This is a genomic window from Nocardia sp. NPDC050413 (assembly GCF_040655475.1).
Lineage (GTDB): Bacteria > Actinomycetota > Actinomycetes > Mycobacteriales > Mycobacteriaceae > Nocardia > Nocardia coubleae.
Genome location: NZ_JBFAJZ010000019.1, coordinates 35090 through 51091, shown reverse-complemented (window position 1 = coordinate 51091; position 16002 = coordinate 35090). Strand labels below are relative to the sequence as shown.

Sequence of the window (16002 nt, the reverse complement as noted above, 5' to 3'; positions counted from 1 at the left end):
TCGAGGATGCGGAACGAGACGGGCGTCTGTGCCGCGCTCTTCACGACCGTCGTGTCGAGCGCCAGCGTGTAGCCCTGGTCGGTGACCAGCAGGCCACCGGGCAGGGCACCGGCCGGTGCCGCCGCCGAGTGCTCGCCGTGCCCGGCCGGTCCGGCGGTCTCGTCCGGTTCCGGACCGACCAGGGCGCCGACGCCGAGAGCGATCCCGAAGACCGCCGCGAGGCCGAGGGTGAATCCGGCGAACTTGGTTGTCGCGTTCATCGGGTTTCCTTTCTTTCTGTGTCCGACTAGGCGACGAGGGCCAACTGGCGCGTTGCGCGCGGCCACTGCCGGTGATCGGCGTCGATGACGTAGGGGTGGGTGTGCTGGTAGAAGCGGTCGGTGATGCGGATCGCATCGGCCAGCCGGGCGGGATCGATGGTGCCGACCTCGTGGAGGTGGGTGATCTGCTCGGGATCGTGACGCGGCCAGGTCCTCAGCGCGACCGTGGTACCGATGGCTGCGAGGACGGCCAGCACGACCCAGGTGGTCGTGAATCCGGCCGCGCTGGTGAGCCACCCGGCGATCGGGTAGGTGAGCAGCCAGGCCAGGTGTGACAGGGAGAACTGAGCGGCGAACAGCGCGGCGCGATCGGCGGGCTGCGAAGACTTACGCAGGATCTGTCCGGTGGGAGTGAGGATGGCGGCGGTGCCGGCGCCGATCACGGCCCATGTCGCCATCGCGGCGCTCCAACGCCATTGGCCCGCATCGGCAGTCGACAACGTGATGGCCGACCCGAGTCCGAAGATCAACGTCGTGGCGCCGACCAGCATCACGGGCCGAGCGCCGATCCTGTCGAGGACGCGTGGCAGGGCCAGCGCGACGATCATTGTTCCGAAGCCATTGGCGGCCAGCAGAATCGCGACTCCGGTTTGTGTTCCGCCGAGCGTGTCGCGGACGTAGTTGACAGTGTTGACCATGATCACCGACCCGGCTGCCGCCACGACGAGGTTCAGGCCGAGCAGGCCGCGCAGCCGTGGAGTGGCGGCGAAGATCCGCATTCCGACCGTGATTCGTTCACGGAAGCTGCCCGGGGTGGTGGCGCCCGCGTTGGGGATACGTGTCGAGATCACGAGGACGGCTGAGACCGCGAAGCCGATGGCGGTGCCGACGAACAGCCAGTGGAAGCTGATGAGGGTGAGCGCTGCTGCGGCCAGCATCGGGCTGAGCAGCGTCTCCATGGTGGCGGCGAGCTGGGCCGCCGACAGTGCGCGGGTGTAGTCGCGTTCGTCGGGCAGGATGTCGGGGATCACGGCCTGGTAGGTGGGGGTGAAGGCGGCCGAGGCGGTCTGTAGGACCGCGATCAACACGTAGATGTGCCAGATCTGGTCGATGAACGGTAGAGCGAGCACGACTCCCGCGCGAATCGCGTTGAGCGAGACGAGGAAGAGTCTGCGCGGGAACCGGTCGGCGTAGGCGGCGACGACCGGGGCGACCGTCACATACACCAGCATCTTGATGGTGAGGGCGGTGCCGAGCACCGCACCTGCTTCGGCGCCGGCGAGTTCGTAGGCGAGCAGGCCGAGCGCGACGGTGGTGAGGCCGGTGCCGAACAAGGCGGTCATCTGGGCGGTGAACAGCCGCAGGTAGTCGCGGTTGGCGAACAACGAGGTGATCATCGGGGTTGTCCTTCTACTCCTGTAGTGGTGCTGCGCACCTGTGAAGCTGAGGGTGGCCACCCGTCCAGGGGCTCTGACTTCCCCGACGTTCTGTCGCGGTGTCACCGAATGGAAGTCGGTGACACCGCGGCCGCCTGAGAATCAGTTCTGAACGAGCTCGTAGCCGAGGTTCTCGACGGTGTCCTGAATCAGCGCGTCGTCGACCACGCCTGCGCCGATGACGGTCATCCGGCCGGTGGCGAGTTCGATGTCGACACCGTTGATGCCGTCGAGCTTGCCGATCTCGGCCTTGACCTTGCCGACGCAGCTGCCACACGACATACCCGAAACGACGTAGGTGCTGGTGCTGGTGTTGGCGCTCATGACCATTTTCTCCTTGTGCTTCTGGGGCTTTCCGAGAACGAACGATACGACGCAGAGATCCGGTTGTAAACCCCTAGGGGGTATCCGTATCAAACTTTACCTGTACCCCCATAGGGTATGTATGGTGTCGGTATGACAAAGCTGAATCGGATCGTCGTCGTCGGAGCTTCTCTCGCGGGTCTACGCGCGGTACAGGCGCTGCGGGCGGAGAACTTCGCCGGTGACATCACCTTGATCGGCGCGGAGAACCACGCGCCTTACAACCGACCGCCCCTGTCGAAAAGCGTCCTCGACGGCGACGACGACATCACCCTCCCCGGCGCGGAACTGCTCGACAGCGACTGGCTGCGCGGCAGGCGGGCCACAGCGCTGAGTACCGTCGATCGAGCAGTTGTACTCGACGATGGTTCGGAAGTTCGGTTCGACGGGCTCGTCATTGCAACCGGTGCGCGACCTCGTAGCTTCACAACGCAACCAGGCGGCGTGCACAGCCTGCGCACGGTCGACGACGCGCTCGCGCTGCGTGCCGAGCTGGCCGCAGGCCCGTCGCACGTCACCGTGGTCGGTGGTGGCTTCGTAGGCAGCGAGGTGGCATCGACGGCCCGGCGGCAGGGTATCGCTGTCACCCTCGTCGACGCCGGGATCCATCCGATGGGTGCGACAGTGGGGGAGCGGGCGGCGCGGTGGCTCGCCCGACACCACGAGCGCCACGGCGTCGAGCTGGTATCCGGCGTCCGTGCGAGTGGTTTCGACGGTGAAAGCCGGGTCACCGCAGTGCGTTTGAACGACGGACGGGCAATTCCTACGAGCCTGGTCGTCGCGGGTACCGGTGTGGAACCGAACACCGACTGGCTCCGTGAGAGCGGCCTGAAACTCGACAACGGAGTCGTGTGCACCAGTTCGCTGTTCGCTGCAGGCGAATCGGCGATCGTCGCCGCTGGTGATGTGGCGAGGTGGTCACACCCACTCTACGCTGGTGCGCTGGTGCGCGTCGAGCACTGGGCCAACGCCAATGAGCAAGGCGCCGTAGCGGCCCGCAATCTGCTCGCGGGCCCCGAGGCGGCGGAAGCGTATTCCGCAGTTCCCTCCTTTGCGACCACCGTGCACGGCGCACGCATCCAGATCGCCGGCCTACCCGCACTCGGCGACGCCGAGCGTGTCCTGATCGACGACCCGGCTGAGGATCGACTGGTGGTCGCCTTCACCGCCCGCGACGTCATCGTCGGCGCCGTTGCGGTGAGGGCACCCAAGGACCTGATCAGGCTCAAACGTGCGATCAGTGCACGGGCTTCGGCAGCAGAGATCGCAGCTTGACAGTAGCGAGCGGCGCCGGGCGGTGAATCCTGCCCGGCGCCGCATCGACCTGTGCTCGTCTGCCTTGGTCAGCGGCGAGTTCGGGCCAGCGCGCCGAGTCCTGCCGCCGCGCCGATTCCACCGAGGATCAGACCGCCGATTCCGAGCCAGAGCACGGCATCGGTATCGGTATCGGAATGACCCGCTTGGACGGATTCTTCCTCGGTGCCGTGCGAGTGACCGTCGCCGGGGTCGGCGGCCGCGAGGGTCAGCACAGGCAGCGGAAATTCCGGTTCGTCCGCACCCTCAGGCGTTGGCTGATCCCAGGTGTCGACCCGACCATCGCTATAGGTCTGCACGGCTTTGAACGCCACTGTGTCCTGCTTCGGCATGGGGCCGGCGTAGAGAACGAAACGTTGGAATCGACCGGGACCGACACCGGTGCCGGGTGCGGCAGTCCAGGTCACCGAGGTCGCCAAGTTGTTCGAGTCGCGGTGCACGACCGCGTCCCAGCCGGGCATGGTCTCGGTCCGTGCGGTTTTCAGACCCGGCAGCTCGACTGTCAACACAGTGGTCGAGGCTTCGTCTGACTCGTTGGAGATGCGGAACGACAGCACCGAAGAGACCCCTTGTTTCGCTCCGGGGGCTTCGACGGCCAGGTGTGCGGAAGCGATGCCGCCGGTCAACACAGTCGCGACCGCGACGGCGCCGGTTATGACGGCGATGCGCCGCAGGATGGTGTTCATGTCATGTGTCCTTCTGATAGTCAATGTCGGGGTGGCCGGGGACCGTTGGGGGTCCTCGGCGTTCGACTCCGGCGGTGGCGTTCCTGACTCCGTAGCGGGCGCGGCTCAACGCCGGGCCGTCGGCGAACCGGTGGCAAGCTGGTGCTGTGCCGGTTCCGGGGATGCCGCGTCGGTGCGCTCCAGCCGCACCAGGGCAAGGGCCGCGATAGTGCCGATAACGGTCAGCCCTGCCCACACCGCCCAGTCGGCTCCCGCGTCGCGGGCGGCGCCGACAACGGCTCCGGTGGCGAGGTTGCCGATGAGGATGCCGACCCCGACGACGGTGTTGTAGAACCCGTAGTGCGTCGCGACGAGTCTGTCGCCCGACAAGGACACAACGGTGTCCATCTCGAACGGGAAGACCGCGGCGGTGCCGATCGCCAGCAAGGTCGTCGTGACCAGGAGTGCCACGACGGCGGTGATCGTCCCGAACCGGCTCGGTCCCGACACCACGATCAGCGGGACGAACGATGCAGCGAGGACTGTCATACCGGCGACCAGACTTCGGCCCGCACCCCATCTGGCCCGCAGCCATGCGGTGATGCGCAATTGGCCCGCGACCGCGACCACACCAGACACGACGAAAAGCGCCGAAACCAACGTCTGAGCCTGAGCCCCCGCGATGAACTCGGCTTGAAGTGGTAGCGCCAGGTAGACCTGGAAAGACAAGACGTAGGAGCCGATCATGGCTACCGAGAACGCGAGGAATCGCCGATTGGACACCACGGTGCGCCAATCCTCGAGTACCGAGGTCTTCTCCGTCGAGAGCTTGCCTCTGCGCGCCGGCAGCGCGAACAGCTGCGCGACCGTCAGTGCGGCGAACACAGTCGCGGCAACGGCCGCAGTGGCCCGGAAATCGACCGCCATCAACGCCAATCCCACCAGAGGACCCGCGAGGATACCCGCTTGATAGAACATGTTGAACACGGCGAAGGCCTCGACGCGACGTTCACCGGCATCGGCGGCGAGATACGCGCGGACAGCTGGATTGAACAAGGCCCCGGCGAATCCGGTTGCCGCCGAGGCGATCAGGACGGTCGGTAGTGAATTCGCCACGATCAGCAGGGCGAAGCCGCCGGTGCGCAACAGGCAGCCGGCGACGATGAGCGGTTTGTAGCCGAGCCGGTCGGCCAGTGTCCCGCCGATAAGGAACATGCCCTGCTGGGAGAAGTTGCGAACACCCAGGACGAGCCCGACCGCCCATGCCGCCAGCCCGAGGGGACCGGCCAGGTAGCCGGCCAGATAGGGCATCAGCATGTAGAAGCCGAGGTTGATGCCGAACTGGTTGATCATCAGCAGCTGTGCGGGCCGGTCGAAACCGGCGAATTTGGTGAACACGCTCATGAGGTGAACTCCCCGGCCGGCCACGACAGCGGGGAACGGACTGAGGAGCACTTGGTCCAGCTCTGGACGACCCGATCCCCTGGATGTGCGATCGTGTCGGGTTCAACCGGCGGCTCCGCGTCCAACAGGTCGTGCTCGGCGCAATAGGCATCGTTGTAGATCGTGTCGAAGTAGCGCAGCGGGCCGTCCGGAAAGACAGCCGCGATATTGGTGTCCGGATCGCTGACCCGGGCGAGCCAGCCCGCGACCAACGCGACCGCGCCGACGCTCCAGCCGCCGGTCGCATGATGGGTAGAGGCCAAGGTCCGCGCGGCCCACACCGCTTCGGCGGGGGCGATCCAGTGGACTTCGTCGAAGGCGTCGTAGTCCACGTTGGCAGGAAAGATGCTCGAGCCAAGGCCGCGCATCAGCCGCGGTCCGGCGGGCTGGCCGAAGATTGTCGAGGCGATGGTGTCGACTCCGACCAGTTTCATCGCCGGGTTGAACCGGCGCAGCACTCGCGCGACGCCTGCGGAGTGGCCACCTGTGCCTACGGCGCAGACCAATGTGTCGACGGTGCCGAGCTGTTCGATCAGCTCGAGCGCAAGAGATTCGTACCCGTCGACGTTGTCGGGGTTGCTGTATTGGTCGGGGCACCAGGCGTCGGGATCTTGTGCCAACAGTTGGGCTACGCGCTCGCGACGGGCCTGCTGCCAGCCGCCGCTGGGATGTGGCTGGGCCACCAGCTCGACCTTCGCCCCGTAGGCGGCCAGCATCTTGGCCACGATCGGTTCCAGACCGGGGTCGGTCACGACGGTCACTGGATGCTGGTAGACCATGCCGGCCAGAGCCAGGCCAAGCCCTAGCGTGCCGCTCGTCGACTCGACAATGCGAGCGCCCGGGCGCAGGTCTTCGCGCTCGCGGGCGCGGCGCACCATGTGGAGCGCGGGTCGGTCTTTCATCCCACCGGGGTTGAAGCCTTCGAGCTTGGCCCAGAATCCACGCCCTGCCTCTGCGAACGGTTCTCCGATCCACAACACCGGAGTGTTGCCGACCAATCCACGCGGAGCGTGGGTGGCGTCAGGTGCACCGAGCAGACGTGGGTAGTGGTCGAGCTTGTTGGTGAGCATGACCTTGTTCACGGTATTTGTCTCTTCCTGCAATCGCGCTCGCGATGGGCAGCGCGTTACGACGACGGACAGCGGTCCCCGGCCGACATGTCGAGTCGGCCTGGCGCTGACCGGTCAGCGTCGGGCGATGCAGTGCAGAGACAGGATTGTGCGACCACAGGGGGATCGCGGCCGCCCAGGCGGGCCACGAATACCGACTCCACCCGCCGGTGGAAGCGGAGTCGCAGCGAATACCGCGGTGATCGCGGCGAGCATCAGCAAAGAGAAGACGAGCGTCACGATCCCCGGCGGGATCGCTTTGACTGTGCAGTGGAGAGTGTCGACGTCACAGTGTGCAGCTGTGGTGATCCCGTTCAGAAAGTCGTGAGCGTCGAGCACCGAGCTCGCGGCGGCGGGAGCGTGATGGCCGTCGAGGTGAGAGTGTTCGCGGACCAGCGAGCAGTCGACAGCGGGGATCACGAGCAGCGCTGCCAGGAGCAGCGCTGTCGGCCATCCGGCCCGTCGCAATCGAACGATGAGTCGCACTATGGCCCGATAATAACGGCTGGGTAACATCACCGGCAATCGCGACGCGCTCACAAATCGTCGACCGATCAACGCGGACGGGGACAAGCGGAGACGCCGAGCGAGCGACGAGCCAGGGTGAACAGGCGGCTCGAACGCAGCGCGCACCCTCGGCCTCCCTGATCGGATTTCTCGGTCATCGACAACTGGACGAAGATCAGCACGGTGACGGGACGGCAGGTCGACGACCGCACGCCAAATCTACTGTCCCGCTATGTAATAGTCTCGATGATGTGACCAGACGCACCTCGCTCGATGGCTTCTCCAGGCATGGTCGCCGAATCGGCCATCACGACGAGGTATGCCAGAATTTGACAAGCCTTGCGCTACCGCCGAGATCCACCGGTACTCGCTACGCGCCCGCGGTCAACGTATGCGATCAACACGTGCCGTTGCCGCTGGTGCGAGGTACGCACCCGACGCGAGCCGCTAGAGGAATCGGCGAATCTTGCTGTGATCCGAGAATTCGGCTATGGCGTCGCAGTGAGATCGATGAATATTGCGCCAGCGGCGTCCTATGGGAAGGTCGCAGGTTCGATTCCTCGGCGGGGCACATCGAAGACCTCCGATGTTCCTAACTGTCAAGCTGCAGCGGGTTTTGGGGTGTGAGCGGGGGCTTGGCCGAAGGCTTTGATCGAGTCGTAGGGCTCTCGGTTCTGCAGGCAGTAGTGGAGCTGTCCGAGCATCTTGTTGACCAAGTGCCGGGATGCGGCGGGGTGTCTATCGCCGTGGGCCCGGCGGTGTAGGTAGTGCTCGCGTGCGGGGCCGGGGTGGCTGAGGGCGCTGAATCCCCAGACCCAGCCCGCGGCGGCGAGGCGGTCGTTCTTGATCCGGCGGAAGGTGATCGAGATGGTTCGACCGGACGCTCGAGTGACCGGTGCTGTTCCGGCATAGGCCTTCAACGCGCGGGCGTCGGCGAAGCGGGCGCGGTCGTCGCCGATCTCGGCCAGCACTCGGGCTCCTGTGAGATCGGCCAGGCCGGGGAAACTGGTGATGATCGAATAGTCGGGATGGCGCCGGAACTCCTCCGCAGCGGCCTGTTCAAGGTCGTCGGCGCCAGAGCAGGCCGCATTCAAGGTCGCTAGCAGGGCGAGACATTGCCGGCCCATGGCCTTCTCGATCAGCTCGGGTTGGCGCAGCCCGGGGCGGCGTAGCCGCTCGACGATGTCGGCGGCGAGTTCGATGATCCCGCGTTGACGTCCAGCTCTGCGCAGCGCGGTGCAGACGCGGTTCGCGGTCAGCTTCATCGCCGCGGCCGGGGTCGACGCGATAGCCAGGACCGCGCGGACCTCTGGCTTGGCGAGGTTGGTCGCGGAATTGTCAGCGAACGCGGCGAGGAACGTCGGGTGGTATTCGCGCAACAGCGACCGCAGTTCGTTGATGGCTTTGGTCCGCCGCCATACTGCGTCTTGCTGGGCGCGGGCCAGGACCGCGATGGCTTGGGCAAGTTCGCTGTCGGCCGGGATTCGCCGGTGCATGTGGGCATCGACGCGCAAGATGTTGGCCAAGGTCATCGCGTCGGCGTGATCAGATTTCGCTCTCGCGACCGAGTGCCGTTCGCGGTAGCGGGCCACGGCCATCGGGTTGATCGCGTAGACCGGTCGGCCTGTTGCCCGGATCGCGGCGACCATCAACCCGCGCGGGGTTTCGATCGCGACAGGAATCGGGTTCTCTGCGGTGTCGCCAGCGTCGGTGAGCAGTTGGGTCAGGGTGGCGAAACCGGCCAGATCGTCGGTGATCCGTTCTTTCGACACGAGCATGCCGTCTCGGTCGACGATGGCGATGTCGTGATGGCCTTCGGCCCAGTCGATCCCGCAGTAGCGGTTCATCCCTCCTCCAATTCTTCGGTTGTTTCCGCAGGTCGCAAGACCCAGGCAGGAACGCGCGACGCTCTACTTACGAGCCTCTTTGGGCTGGCCTCCGATGAGTTGTTCGCGCTCCCAGCGCAACCCGCACGACACCTGTCTCGCTGAGAGCTGTGAGCTCGGAAATGCCGAGGTATTCGGTCGTGCGGGCGGGCTCGGACCACGATCTATGAAACGCCCGATAGCTGCTGAGCAGCAGTGGAATCGGTTGCTGCTCAGCCACTGAGTGGGCTGCCCAGCGCTCGCGCTCTTCGATGAGGCCTTGGGGCCGGATGGGAACTGGGAGTCGCCAGGCTGCGATTTCGTTACCCGCTAAGTAGATGGGAACGGGGACGACCTGCGGTTTTCGCGCGGTCAGTTAAGAATCGAAGCCGACTACGGGCTGTAGGCGGGGGCGGTGGTGATCATGAGGTATGTGAATTGCTGAGTGGCGGGTCAGGGGTTCGAGTCCCCTTAGCTCCACAGAAATAGTAGGTCAGGCCCGGTCAGTCACCGGGCCTGACCTGTTCTTGTGTCCTGGTCCCCGCAAACCCCTGTTTGGTTGTGGGTTTGATGGATCCCGTCCGGGCAGCCGTGTGGCGACACGACGCATGAGCGATCAACTCGGCGCCGAAGGCGTCAAAATCGGTCGTCACATGCAGCTGACGGGCGTCGAGTTCGGTCGTCGTCGTCGTCGCCGTGCCGGTCGCTTCAGCATGCGTTCCAGCTCTCGTGCGACTTCGACCAGGCCCGCCTCGCGTAGGTGGTCGACGATCTCCGCACCAGTAAGTACCTCGACGGTCACCAGTGTCTCGAGTTCGGCCAGTTTCACAGTATCGATCGCCATCCGCCTATCGTCCCCCACCAACTCAAGTTTCATCGCCTCGGCGACAAAGGGGTCCTGAACAAGTCTGACTGTTTGACCTGTTGACGGCAGTCACTATTGCCGAATCTGAGGCGTATTGGTTCTGATCGCGAATTCGGACACCGCTTGGTCGCGAATTTCGAGGGCGAACTATTCGTGACTGGTCGCGAATCTCGACACCACCGCACCAGCCTGGTGGCGGTGCGGCGGTACCAGGCTGAACTCCACAGCCAGGGGTTGTCAGTAGTCATCGTGATGGATCGTCGCGTTGCCACTCGGGGCCTCGACAGCAGAACTGGAATGCGTTCCCTCCTTGCTTGGCTTGGCCAGGAATCCGCGTTCTCTGGCTGACCGATAGGCGGCATGAGCGGATGTTCAGCAGGATCGGGATACAGCCACGGAGCTCAGAGCGGGTGTCGGGCAACGCGCTCCGGGCAGCGTTCGCACCAATCGGGAATTGGACGTGACCACGGGAATCCGTGGGGCAATACCTGCATGTCTGTGCCGTATTCGGTGCCGAGCATGGTCGTGACGAAGGTATGGCGCAACCGTCCGACCGGACGCGCGTGTCGCGGCATTTCCGGTATTCGCGAGGTTCGGTCGGCACGTTCCATTGAGAGCCCCGCGCGCACATCCTGCTGGCCTATCGGATCCCGAGCGCACCGAGCAGCATCGGCAGAGAGCGGTGGAAATTGTGGTGCCAGTAAGGCGGGCTGTGGGTGCCGGTGGTGAGGTGGGTAGTCACGTTGGCGTTCAATGCATGAAGCCGGTCGGCGACCAGCCGGGTGCTTTCACCCATGACCGCCTCCGTCAGGTCGACGTTGCTGGCGGGGAATTCGTTTGCGAGCCTGTCGATTTCAGGGAAGAGGCTTTCACGTGGCAGGTTCGCAGGATCGAATTCGCCGGGGGAGCCGTCACCGCTGGATAGATAGAGAGGTATCCCCGCCAGCTTGTCGGCCAGATGGTAGGGGTCGTTGGCTATCCATCGCGCGCGGTCGCGAATCGGGTCACCCCACAGTGCGGCGCCGTCGATGCCGAGGAAGGTGGCGGCGCCGAGGATCACTTCGGGGCGTCGGAGCGGGTGCAGCCAGCCGCTATAGCTGGCGGCGGCAGCAAACATATCGGGTCGGAGGGCGGCGTATTTCAGTGCGCCGTAACCGCCTTGAGAGATGCCCGCGATCGCCCGCGTCCGGCTCGCGCCGAAGTCACGTTCGATCAGCGGTATCAGGTCGTCGAGGTGGAAGGTCTCGATTTTTGGCCCGCCGTCTGCCCAGTCGGTGTAGAAGCCGAACATCGGCATTCCCGGAATTACGATCAGGACGTTTCGAAGCTGCGTTATGTCGGCGACGTCGGTGTCGGTTGTCCAGCTGGTGTGGTCGCCGTCACCGCCGGGTAGCAGGTACAGCACTGGCCACGTGCGTCCTGGTGTGCGGTCGCTCCAGCCGGTCGGGGTGATCAGCCGAACCGAGGTGTCCTGTGTGAGGGCATTCGACCGAACAGTGAGATCCACTGTGCGTTCGTCGAGGCGCTGCTGTGCGACCACCTCGATTCTCTGACCGCGATCGTCACTCGGTCGCTCGGGCACGGTTGTCGATGACGTGCACGCCGACACCGCAGAGACAGCCACGGCCGCCACGAAAATCGTGGCGGCCTCACGGAATCGGTGGCGGGTGATATCGAACATGGCGTAGACGCTACGGATCGGCCGAGTGCGCCCGCATCGGGAAACAACCCGATGCGAACCCCGATTTTCACAGTTGCTTGTACTCGCTCATCGGCGTGACAGGGCGTTCGGCGGGGTCACCCAACACATCGAAGTTCTCAGCTGTGGATACGTTCGCCGGAACCGGTGCTGTCTTCTGCGGGGTCGCTCCGTTTGCTCGCGATGATGCGTTTGGCGACCTCGACGACGATCGGCAGGACCGAGACGGCGACGATGAGTAGGAAGATGAGATCGATGTTGTCGCGGACCATCTCGATCTGGCCGAGGAGATATCCGAGGTAGGTGACCCCTGCGCCCCACAGCACGCCGCCGATGATGTTGTAGATCGCGAACGTTCGGTATCGCATGCCTGCCGCGCCCGCGACGACCGGTGCGAAGGTCCGCACGATCGGGACGAATCGGGCCAGCACGATCGTGATCGGTCCGTGTTTGACGAAGAACGCGTGGGATTCGTCGATGTAGCGTTTCTTGAAGAATCGTGCGTCGTTGTTCTTGAACAACGACGTGCCGCCGCGGGCACCGATCACGTATCCGACTTGGTCACCGAGGATCGCGGCGATGGGGATCAGGATCAGCAGGACCCCGATCGGTGCGAACGGTGCGATTTCGGTGGATTTCGACGCGGCGATCAAACCTGCGGTGAAGAGCAGGGAGTCGCCGGGCAACAGCGGGAACAGTAGCCCGGACTCGATGAACACCACCAGCAGGAGACCCGCCAGCATCCAGGTGCCGAAAGAGTTGAGCAGGTTCACCGGATCCAGAAAACCCGGCAGTAACGCCAGGTCTGTGGTCACCGAATTGGCCATGGGGTGCAACGTCATCGGGTACCTATTACCTGGGCTCGGCGATCACAGCGTGAGTATGTGGGTGCGGAGGGTCGGGCAGGGCTCACTTGCTGCCTGCCGCCCATTTCAGGCCCCACTGGTAGTCGCGGTCGAGGGCGGCCTGATTGCCGGTGATGTAGTTGACCTCGCGCTGGACCGTCATCCCTTTTCCGGTATTGGTGAGCAGCGCGATCGCGCAAATGCGGGCACCGGCGACCGCTGAATCGAGCCGGACCTCGATCTGCGGACCCGAGGTCGGGTACATGGTGACCACCCCGTCGACGGCGGCCCAATTCGCCGCACCCTCATAGATCATCGCGAAGATCAACACCCGCCGGAACAGCTCGGGCCGTTCCAGGTTGATGTGCAGGTTCTCCCCACCGGCGGCCGCACCGCTGCGGTCGTCGGCGTCCAATGCGATGTAGGGAGGCTTGTCCAGCGCGCCGAAGCTGTTGCCGAGGGCCTGGATGACGCCTTTGGACCCGTCGGCGAGCTCGTAGAGACACCCCAGATCCAGGTCGATGCCCCCGCCCAGGCCGGCGAGCTTGGCCAAGAAGCCGGTCTTGCGTGGTGCTCCGCTGGTCCAGTTCAGGTTCACCCGCATCGCGCCTTGCCGCTCACCTGACTTGGTCAAGGTGACAGTGCGCTCGGTTTTGGTGAGCGTGAGCTTGTTCAGGCTCACCGTCGGGGACGGCTCGGAGTCTTCGGTCGATGGCTTCTTCGTGTAGTCGATACCCATGGTGGTGCCACTTCCCTCGAGATGGATGTATCCGGGACTCAGATGTTGACGCCGTAGTCGCGGGCGATTCCGGCCAGGCCCGAGGCATAGCCTTGACCGATAGCGCGGAACTTCCATTCGGCGCCGTTGCGATAGAGCTCGCCGAAGACCATGGCGGTTTCGGTCGAGGAGTCCTCGGTCAGGTCGTAGCGTGCCAGCTCCGAACCGTTGGCACGGTCGACCACCCGGATGAACGCGTTGCGTACCTGCCCGAACGACTGCTGACGGGTGCCTGCATCGTGAATCGACACGGGGAAGAAGATGCTGGTGATATTCGGCGGGACCGACGCGAGATCGACGTTGATGACCTCGTCGTCGCCTTCGCCTTCGCCGGTCAGGTTGTCGCCGGTGTGCTCGATCGCACCGTCGGGGGAACGCAGGTTGTTGTAGAAGACGAAGTGCTGATCCGAGATCACTTTGTGGTTCTCACCGGTCGCGATCGCGCTTGCGTCCAGATCGAAGTCCGTGCCGGTGGTCGAGCGCACGTCCCAGCCGAGACCGACCGCGACCGAGGTCAGATTCGGCGCCTGCTTCGACAGCGAGACGTTGCCGCCCTTGGCCAAGCTCACACCCATGACAACTCACTCCTTCTGATCACTGAAGGCCAGACCGGCCCGGTCCGCCCAGCTCTTTCGGAAAACAACACGCGCCGTGTTCGGTCGGAAACTGTCTCTTGTTCAGCTGCCGAAGCGGCGATACGAACCTCGCCGACCTGTCGAATCTCTTTGCCCACACGGCGATTCGGCGATCGGTCGAGCCCGCGCCGCAAGGTCGGTAGATGCGATCACGATCGATCGACCACACAGTATCACGTGCCACGTTATAGTTGGCGCCATATGAGGGTGAGTGCAGCTCTCGCGCAGCGTGACCAACCGGCGTGGCGGTTCGAGCGCTGTTCACTGTTCGGTCGCATTCGCGACGGTAGCACGTGCCGCTGTATGGTTATGATTCGCTACGCGAAAGGAGGCGATCGTGACCGAAGCATTGCTCAAGATCGGGGAGTTGGCTGCCCGCGCCCAGGTCAGTGCCCGCACGATCGACCATTACACCAGTATGGGTTTGCTGGCCCCGGCGCAGCGTAGCGCTGGCAACTACCGTCTCTACGACCCGGCCGACGCAGAACGTATCCGCCTCATCCAAAGCTTGGAAGCCCAGGGTGTGCCGCTCGAGGAGATCGCGACGGCTCTCAACGCTGGTCAACCCCGCGATATGAACGAGATCCTCGCTCGCATCGATGACGATCTGAAGAACCTGGCAACGGTCACCGAGGCGGCGCCCGCGGAGATCCACGGGCTGCTCAACATCATCGCGACCCGCGTGCATTCGCTGATCGCGGTAGCGATGCAGATCCCACCCGATATCCCGATCCTGTAATCGGCGGCCGGGGCGCCGAACATCGACAGCGTGCGGCAGCCGCGCCATGCCGGATATGCCGCTTTCTTCTATACTGGGCTCACACCGCCGCTGAGACTCAGCGAGGAGAAAGGCCATGGACGACCCACATAGATCCAGCCGCCCATTCTGTCGCGGGCGGGCGTCATGACTCTGGATTCGGTTGTCAACATTGCGCTGGTAGTCGTGTTCATCCTGATCGGCGGTGTGTTCGCCGGGACCGAGATGGCGCTGGTTACACTGCGGGAGAGCCAGATCCGTCAGCTGGCCGAACGCGGGGAACGCGGGAAACGAACGGCGGCACTCGCCAAGAACCCGAATCGGTTCCTGTCTGCGGTGCAGATCGGAGTGACTGTCGCCGGATTCTTCTCCGCCGCCTACGGGGCCTCTACTCTGGCCCCCGACTTCACACCCACCCTCGAATCCTGGGGGCTGCCGGACGGAGTTGCCTCGGCCACGGCACTGATCGGCACCACCCTTGCCATCGCGTACCTGTCGTTGGTGCTCGGCGAGCTGGTGCCCAAACGTCTTGCGCTGCAACGCGGCATGGGCATGTCGCTGGCAACGGCACCGAGCTTGGACAGGTTCGCCGCGGTGATGCGACCGGTGATCTGGTTGCTGTCGGTGTCCACCGACGCGCTGGTCCGGATGCTCGGTGGCGACCCCAAGATCAAGGGGCAGGAGATCACCCACGAGGAGCTTCGCGATCTGCTCGTCGGGCACTCGACCGTGCCGGAGGAAGAACGCGTCATCCTGACCGAGGTGTTCGATGCCGGGCATCGCAGCCTCGCGGCGGTGATGAGGCCCCGTACCGGGGTGGAGTTCCTCTCTGCCGCCACCCCGATCAGCCAGGCGAAAGACCACGCCTTGCGCAGCGGGCACACCCGCTATCCGGTCACCGCCGGGTCGCTGGATGAGGTGGCCGGGTTCGTGCACCTGCGCGACCTGTTGCTTGCCGACCCCGTCACCACCGAGGCGGTGGCCGATGTGTCGCGTCCGGTGATGCAGTTCCCTGCGTGTAAGCCGGCATTGGCCACGCTGGCGGAGATGCGCCACGAGAACCAGCAGATCGCGATCGTCGTCGACGAGTACGGCGGCACAGCCGGCATCGTCACGATCGAAGACCTCGTCGAGGAAGTCGTCGGCGAGATCTCCGACGAGTTCGATCGTCCGCCGTCCGAGCGTCCTTCTCGCCGATCAATCCACCAACAGATCGACGGTCTGCTGGTACCCGGCGACTTCGCCGCTGCCACCGGAGTCAGGCTTCCGAAAGGCCCCTACGAGACCGTTGCCGGGTTCGTCCTGGACAAACTGCAACGAATGCCCCAACTGGGCGATGCCGTCGTCATCGACGGTCACCGCCCGACTGTCAACGCTCTGGACGGGCGCCGTATCGCGCAACTGCGCGTGACTACTCCTACACGCCGGAAGCAGCACGAAGACAACCGGCGTTGACGCTCA

At 64.6% G+C, this 16002-nt stretch carries 14 protein-coding genes and 1 pseudogene; 3 read left to right on the top strand and 12 right to left on the bottom strand.

Annotation, left to right across the window (positions count from 1 at the left end):
* The 3 genes and pseudogenes from AB0I19_RS27940 to AB0I19_RS27930 form a co-directional block, all read right to left on the bottom strand.
* Window positions 1-260, bottom strand: a pseudogene (locus AB0I19_RS27940) (hypothetical protein); the annotation flags it as partial.
* Window positions 261-286: 26 nt separating this feature from the next.
* Window positions 287-1657, bottom strand: coding sequence for an MFS transporter (locus tag AB0I19_RS27935; protein ID WP_357152780.1), 1371 nt, complete (start codon window positions 1655-1657; stop codon window positions 287-289).
* A gap of 141 nt (window positions 1658-1798) precedes the next feature.
* Window positions 1799-2020: a heavy metal-associated domain-containing protein gene (locus tag AB0I19_RS27930; protein WP_357152778.1), complete on the bottom strand. Its 222-nt coding sequence runs from the start codon at window positions 2018-2020 to the stop codon at window positions 1799-1801.
* Window positions 2021-2152: 132 nt separating this feature from the next.
* On the opposite strand from AB0I19_RS27930, the gene AB0I19_RS27925 reads away from it, so the two are divergent.
* Window positions 2153-3334 carry an FAD-dependent oxidoreductase gene (locus AB0I19_RS27925; protein WP_357152776.1) on the top strand — a complete coding sequence of 394 codons (1182 nt, stop codon included), beginning with the start codon at window positions 2153-2155 and terminating at the stop codon, window positions 3332-3334.
* Window positions 3335-3402: 68 nt separating this feature from the next.
* Here AB0I19_RS27925 and AB0I19_RS27920 read toward each other — a convergent pair whose 3' ends face one another.
* From AB0I19_RS27920 to AB0I19_RS27880, 9 genes are all read right to left on the bottom strand, one after another.
* Complete coding sequence (locus tag AB0I19_RS27920) at window positions 3403-4059, bottom strand: YcnI family protein (RefSeq protein ID WP_357152774.1); 657 nt, start codon at window positions 4057-4059, stop codon at window positions 3403-3405.
* A gap of 105 nt (window positions 4060-4164) precedes the next feature.
* Window positions 4165-5442, bottom strand: a complete 1278-nt coding sequence (locus AB0I19_RS27915) for an MFS transporter (RefSeq protein WP_357152772.1) — start codon at window positions 5440-5442, stop codon at window positions 4165-4167.
* Entirely contained in the window at window positions 5439-6479 is a 1041-nt protein-coding gene (locus tag AB0I19_RS27910) for a PLP-dependent cysteine synthase family protein (protein ID WP_357152786.1), read from the bottom strand. Before AB0I19_RS27910 ends, AB0I19_RS27915 begins: the two co-directional genes overlap by 4 nt.
* 1217 nt (window positions 6480-7696) lie before the next feature.
* Complete coding sequence (locus tag AB0I19_RS27905; protein ID WP_357152770.1) at window positions 7697-8944, bottom strand: IS110 family transposase; 1248 nt, start codon at window positions 8942-8944, stop codon at window positions 7697-7699.
* A 667-nt stretch (window positions 8945-9611) separates the two neighbouring features.
* Entirely contained in the window at window positions 9612-9806 is a 195-nt protein-coding gene (locus tag AB0I19_RS27900; protein ID WP_357152767.1) for a hypothetical protein, read from the bottom strand.
* A 661-nt stretch (window positions 9807-10467) separates the two neighbouring features.
* Window positions 10468-11508 (bottom strand): alpha/beta hydrolase family protein, encoded by a 1041-nt coding sequence (locus AB0I19_RS27895; RefSeq protein WP_357152765.1) that lies wholly within the window; start codon window positions 11506-11508, stop codon window positions 10468-10470.
* Window positions 11509-11645: 137 nt separating this feature from the next.
* Entirely contained in the window at window positions 11646-12368 is a 723-nt protein-coding gene (locus tag AB0I19_RS27890) for a VTT domain-containing protein (RefSeq protein ID WP_357152763.1), read from the bottom strand.
* Between the two features lie 67 nt (window positions 12369-12435).
* Window positions 12436-13110, bottom strand: coding sequence for a tellurium resistance protein (locus tag AB0I19_RS27885; RefSeq protein WP_357152760.1), 675 nt, complete (start codon window positions 13108-13110; stop codon window positions 12436-12438).
* 38 nt (window positions 13111-13148) lie between these two features.
* Complete coding sequence (locus AB0I19_RS27880) at window positions 13149-13724, bottom strand: TerD family protein (protein ID WP_357152757.1); 576 nt, start codon at window positions 13722-13724, stop codon at window positions 13149-13151.
* Between the two features lie 397 nt (window positions 13725-14121).
* On the opposite strand from AB0I19_RS27880, the gene AB0I19_RS27875 reads away from it, so the two are divergent.
* Both AB0I19_RS27875 and AB0I19_RS27870 read left to right on the top strand, forming a co-directional pair.
* On the top strand, window positions 14122-14523 hold the full coding sequence (locus tag AB0I19_RS27875) for a MerR family transcriptional regulator (protein WP_357152755.1): 402 nt from the start codon (window positions 14122-14124) through the stop codon (window positions 14521-14523).
* Between the two features lie 165 nt (window positions 14524-14688).
* A complete protein-coding gene (locus tag AB0I19_RS27870; protein ID WP_357152753.1) occupies window positions 14689-15996 on the top strand; it encodes a hemolysin family protein in 1308 nt (435 codons plus the stop codon).
* The last annotated feature ends 6 nt before the right edge of the window (window positions 15997-16002 follow it).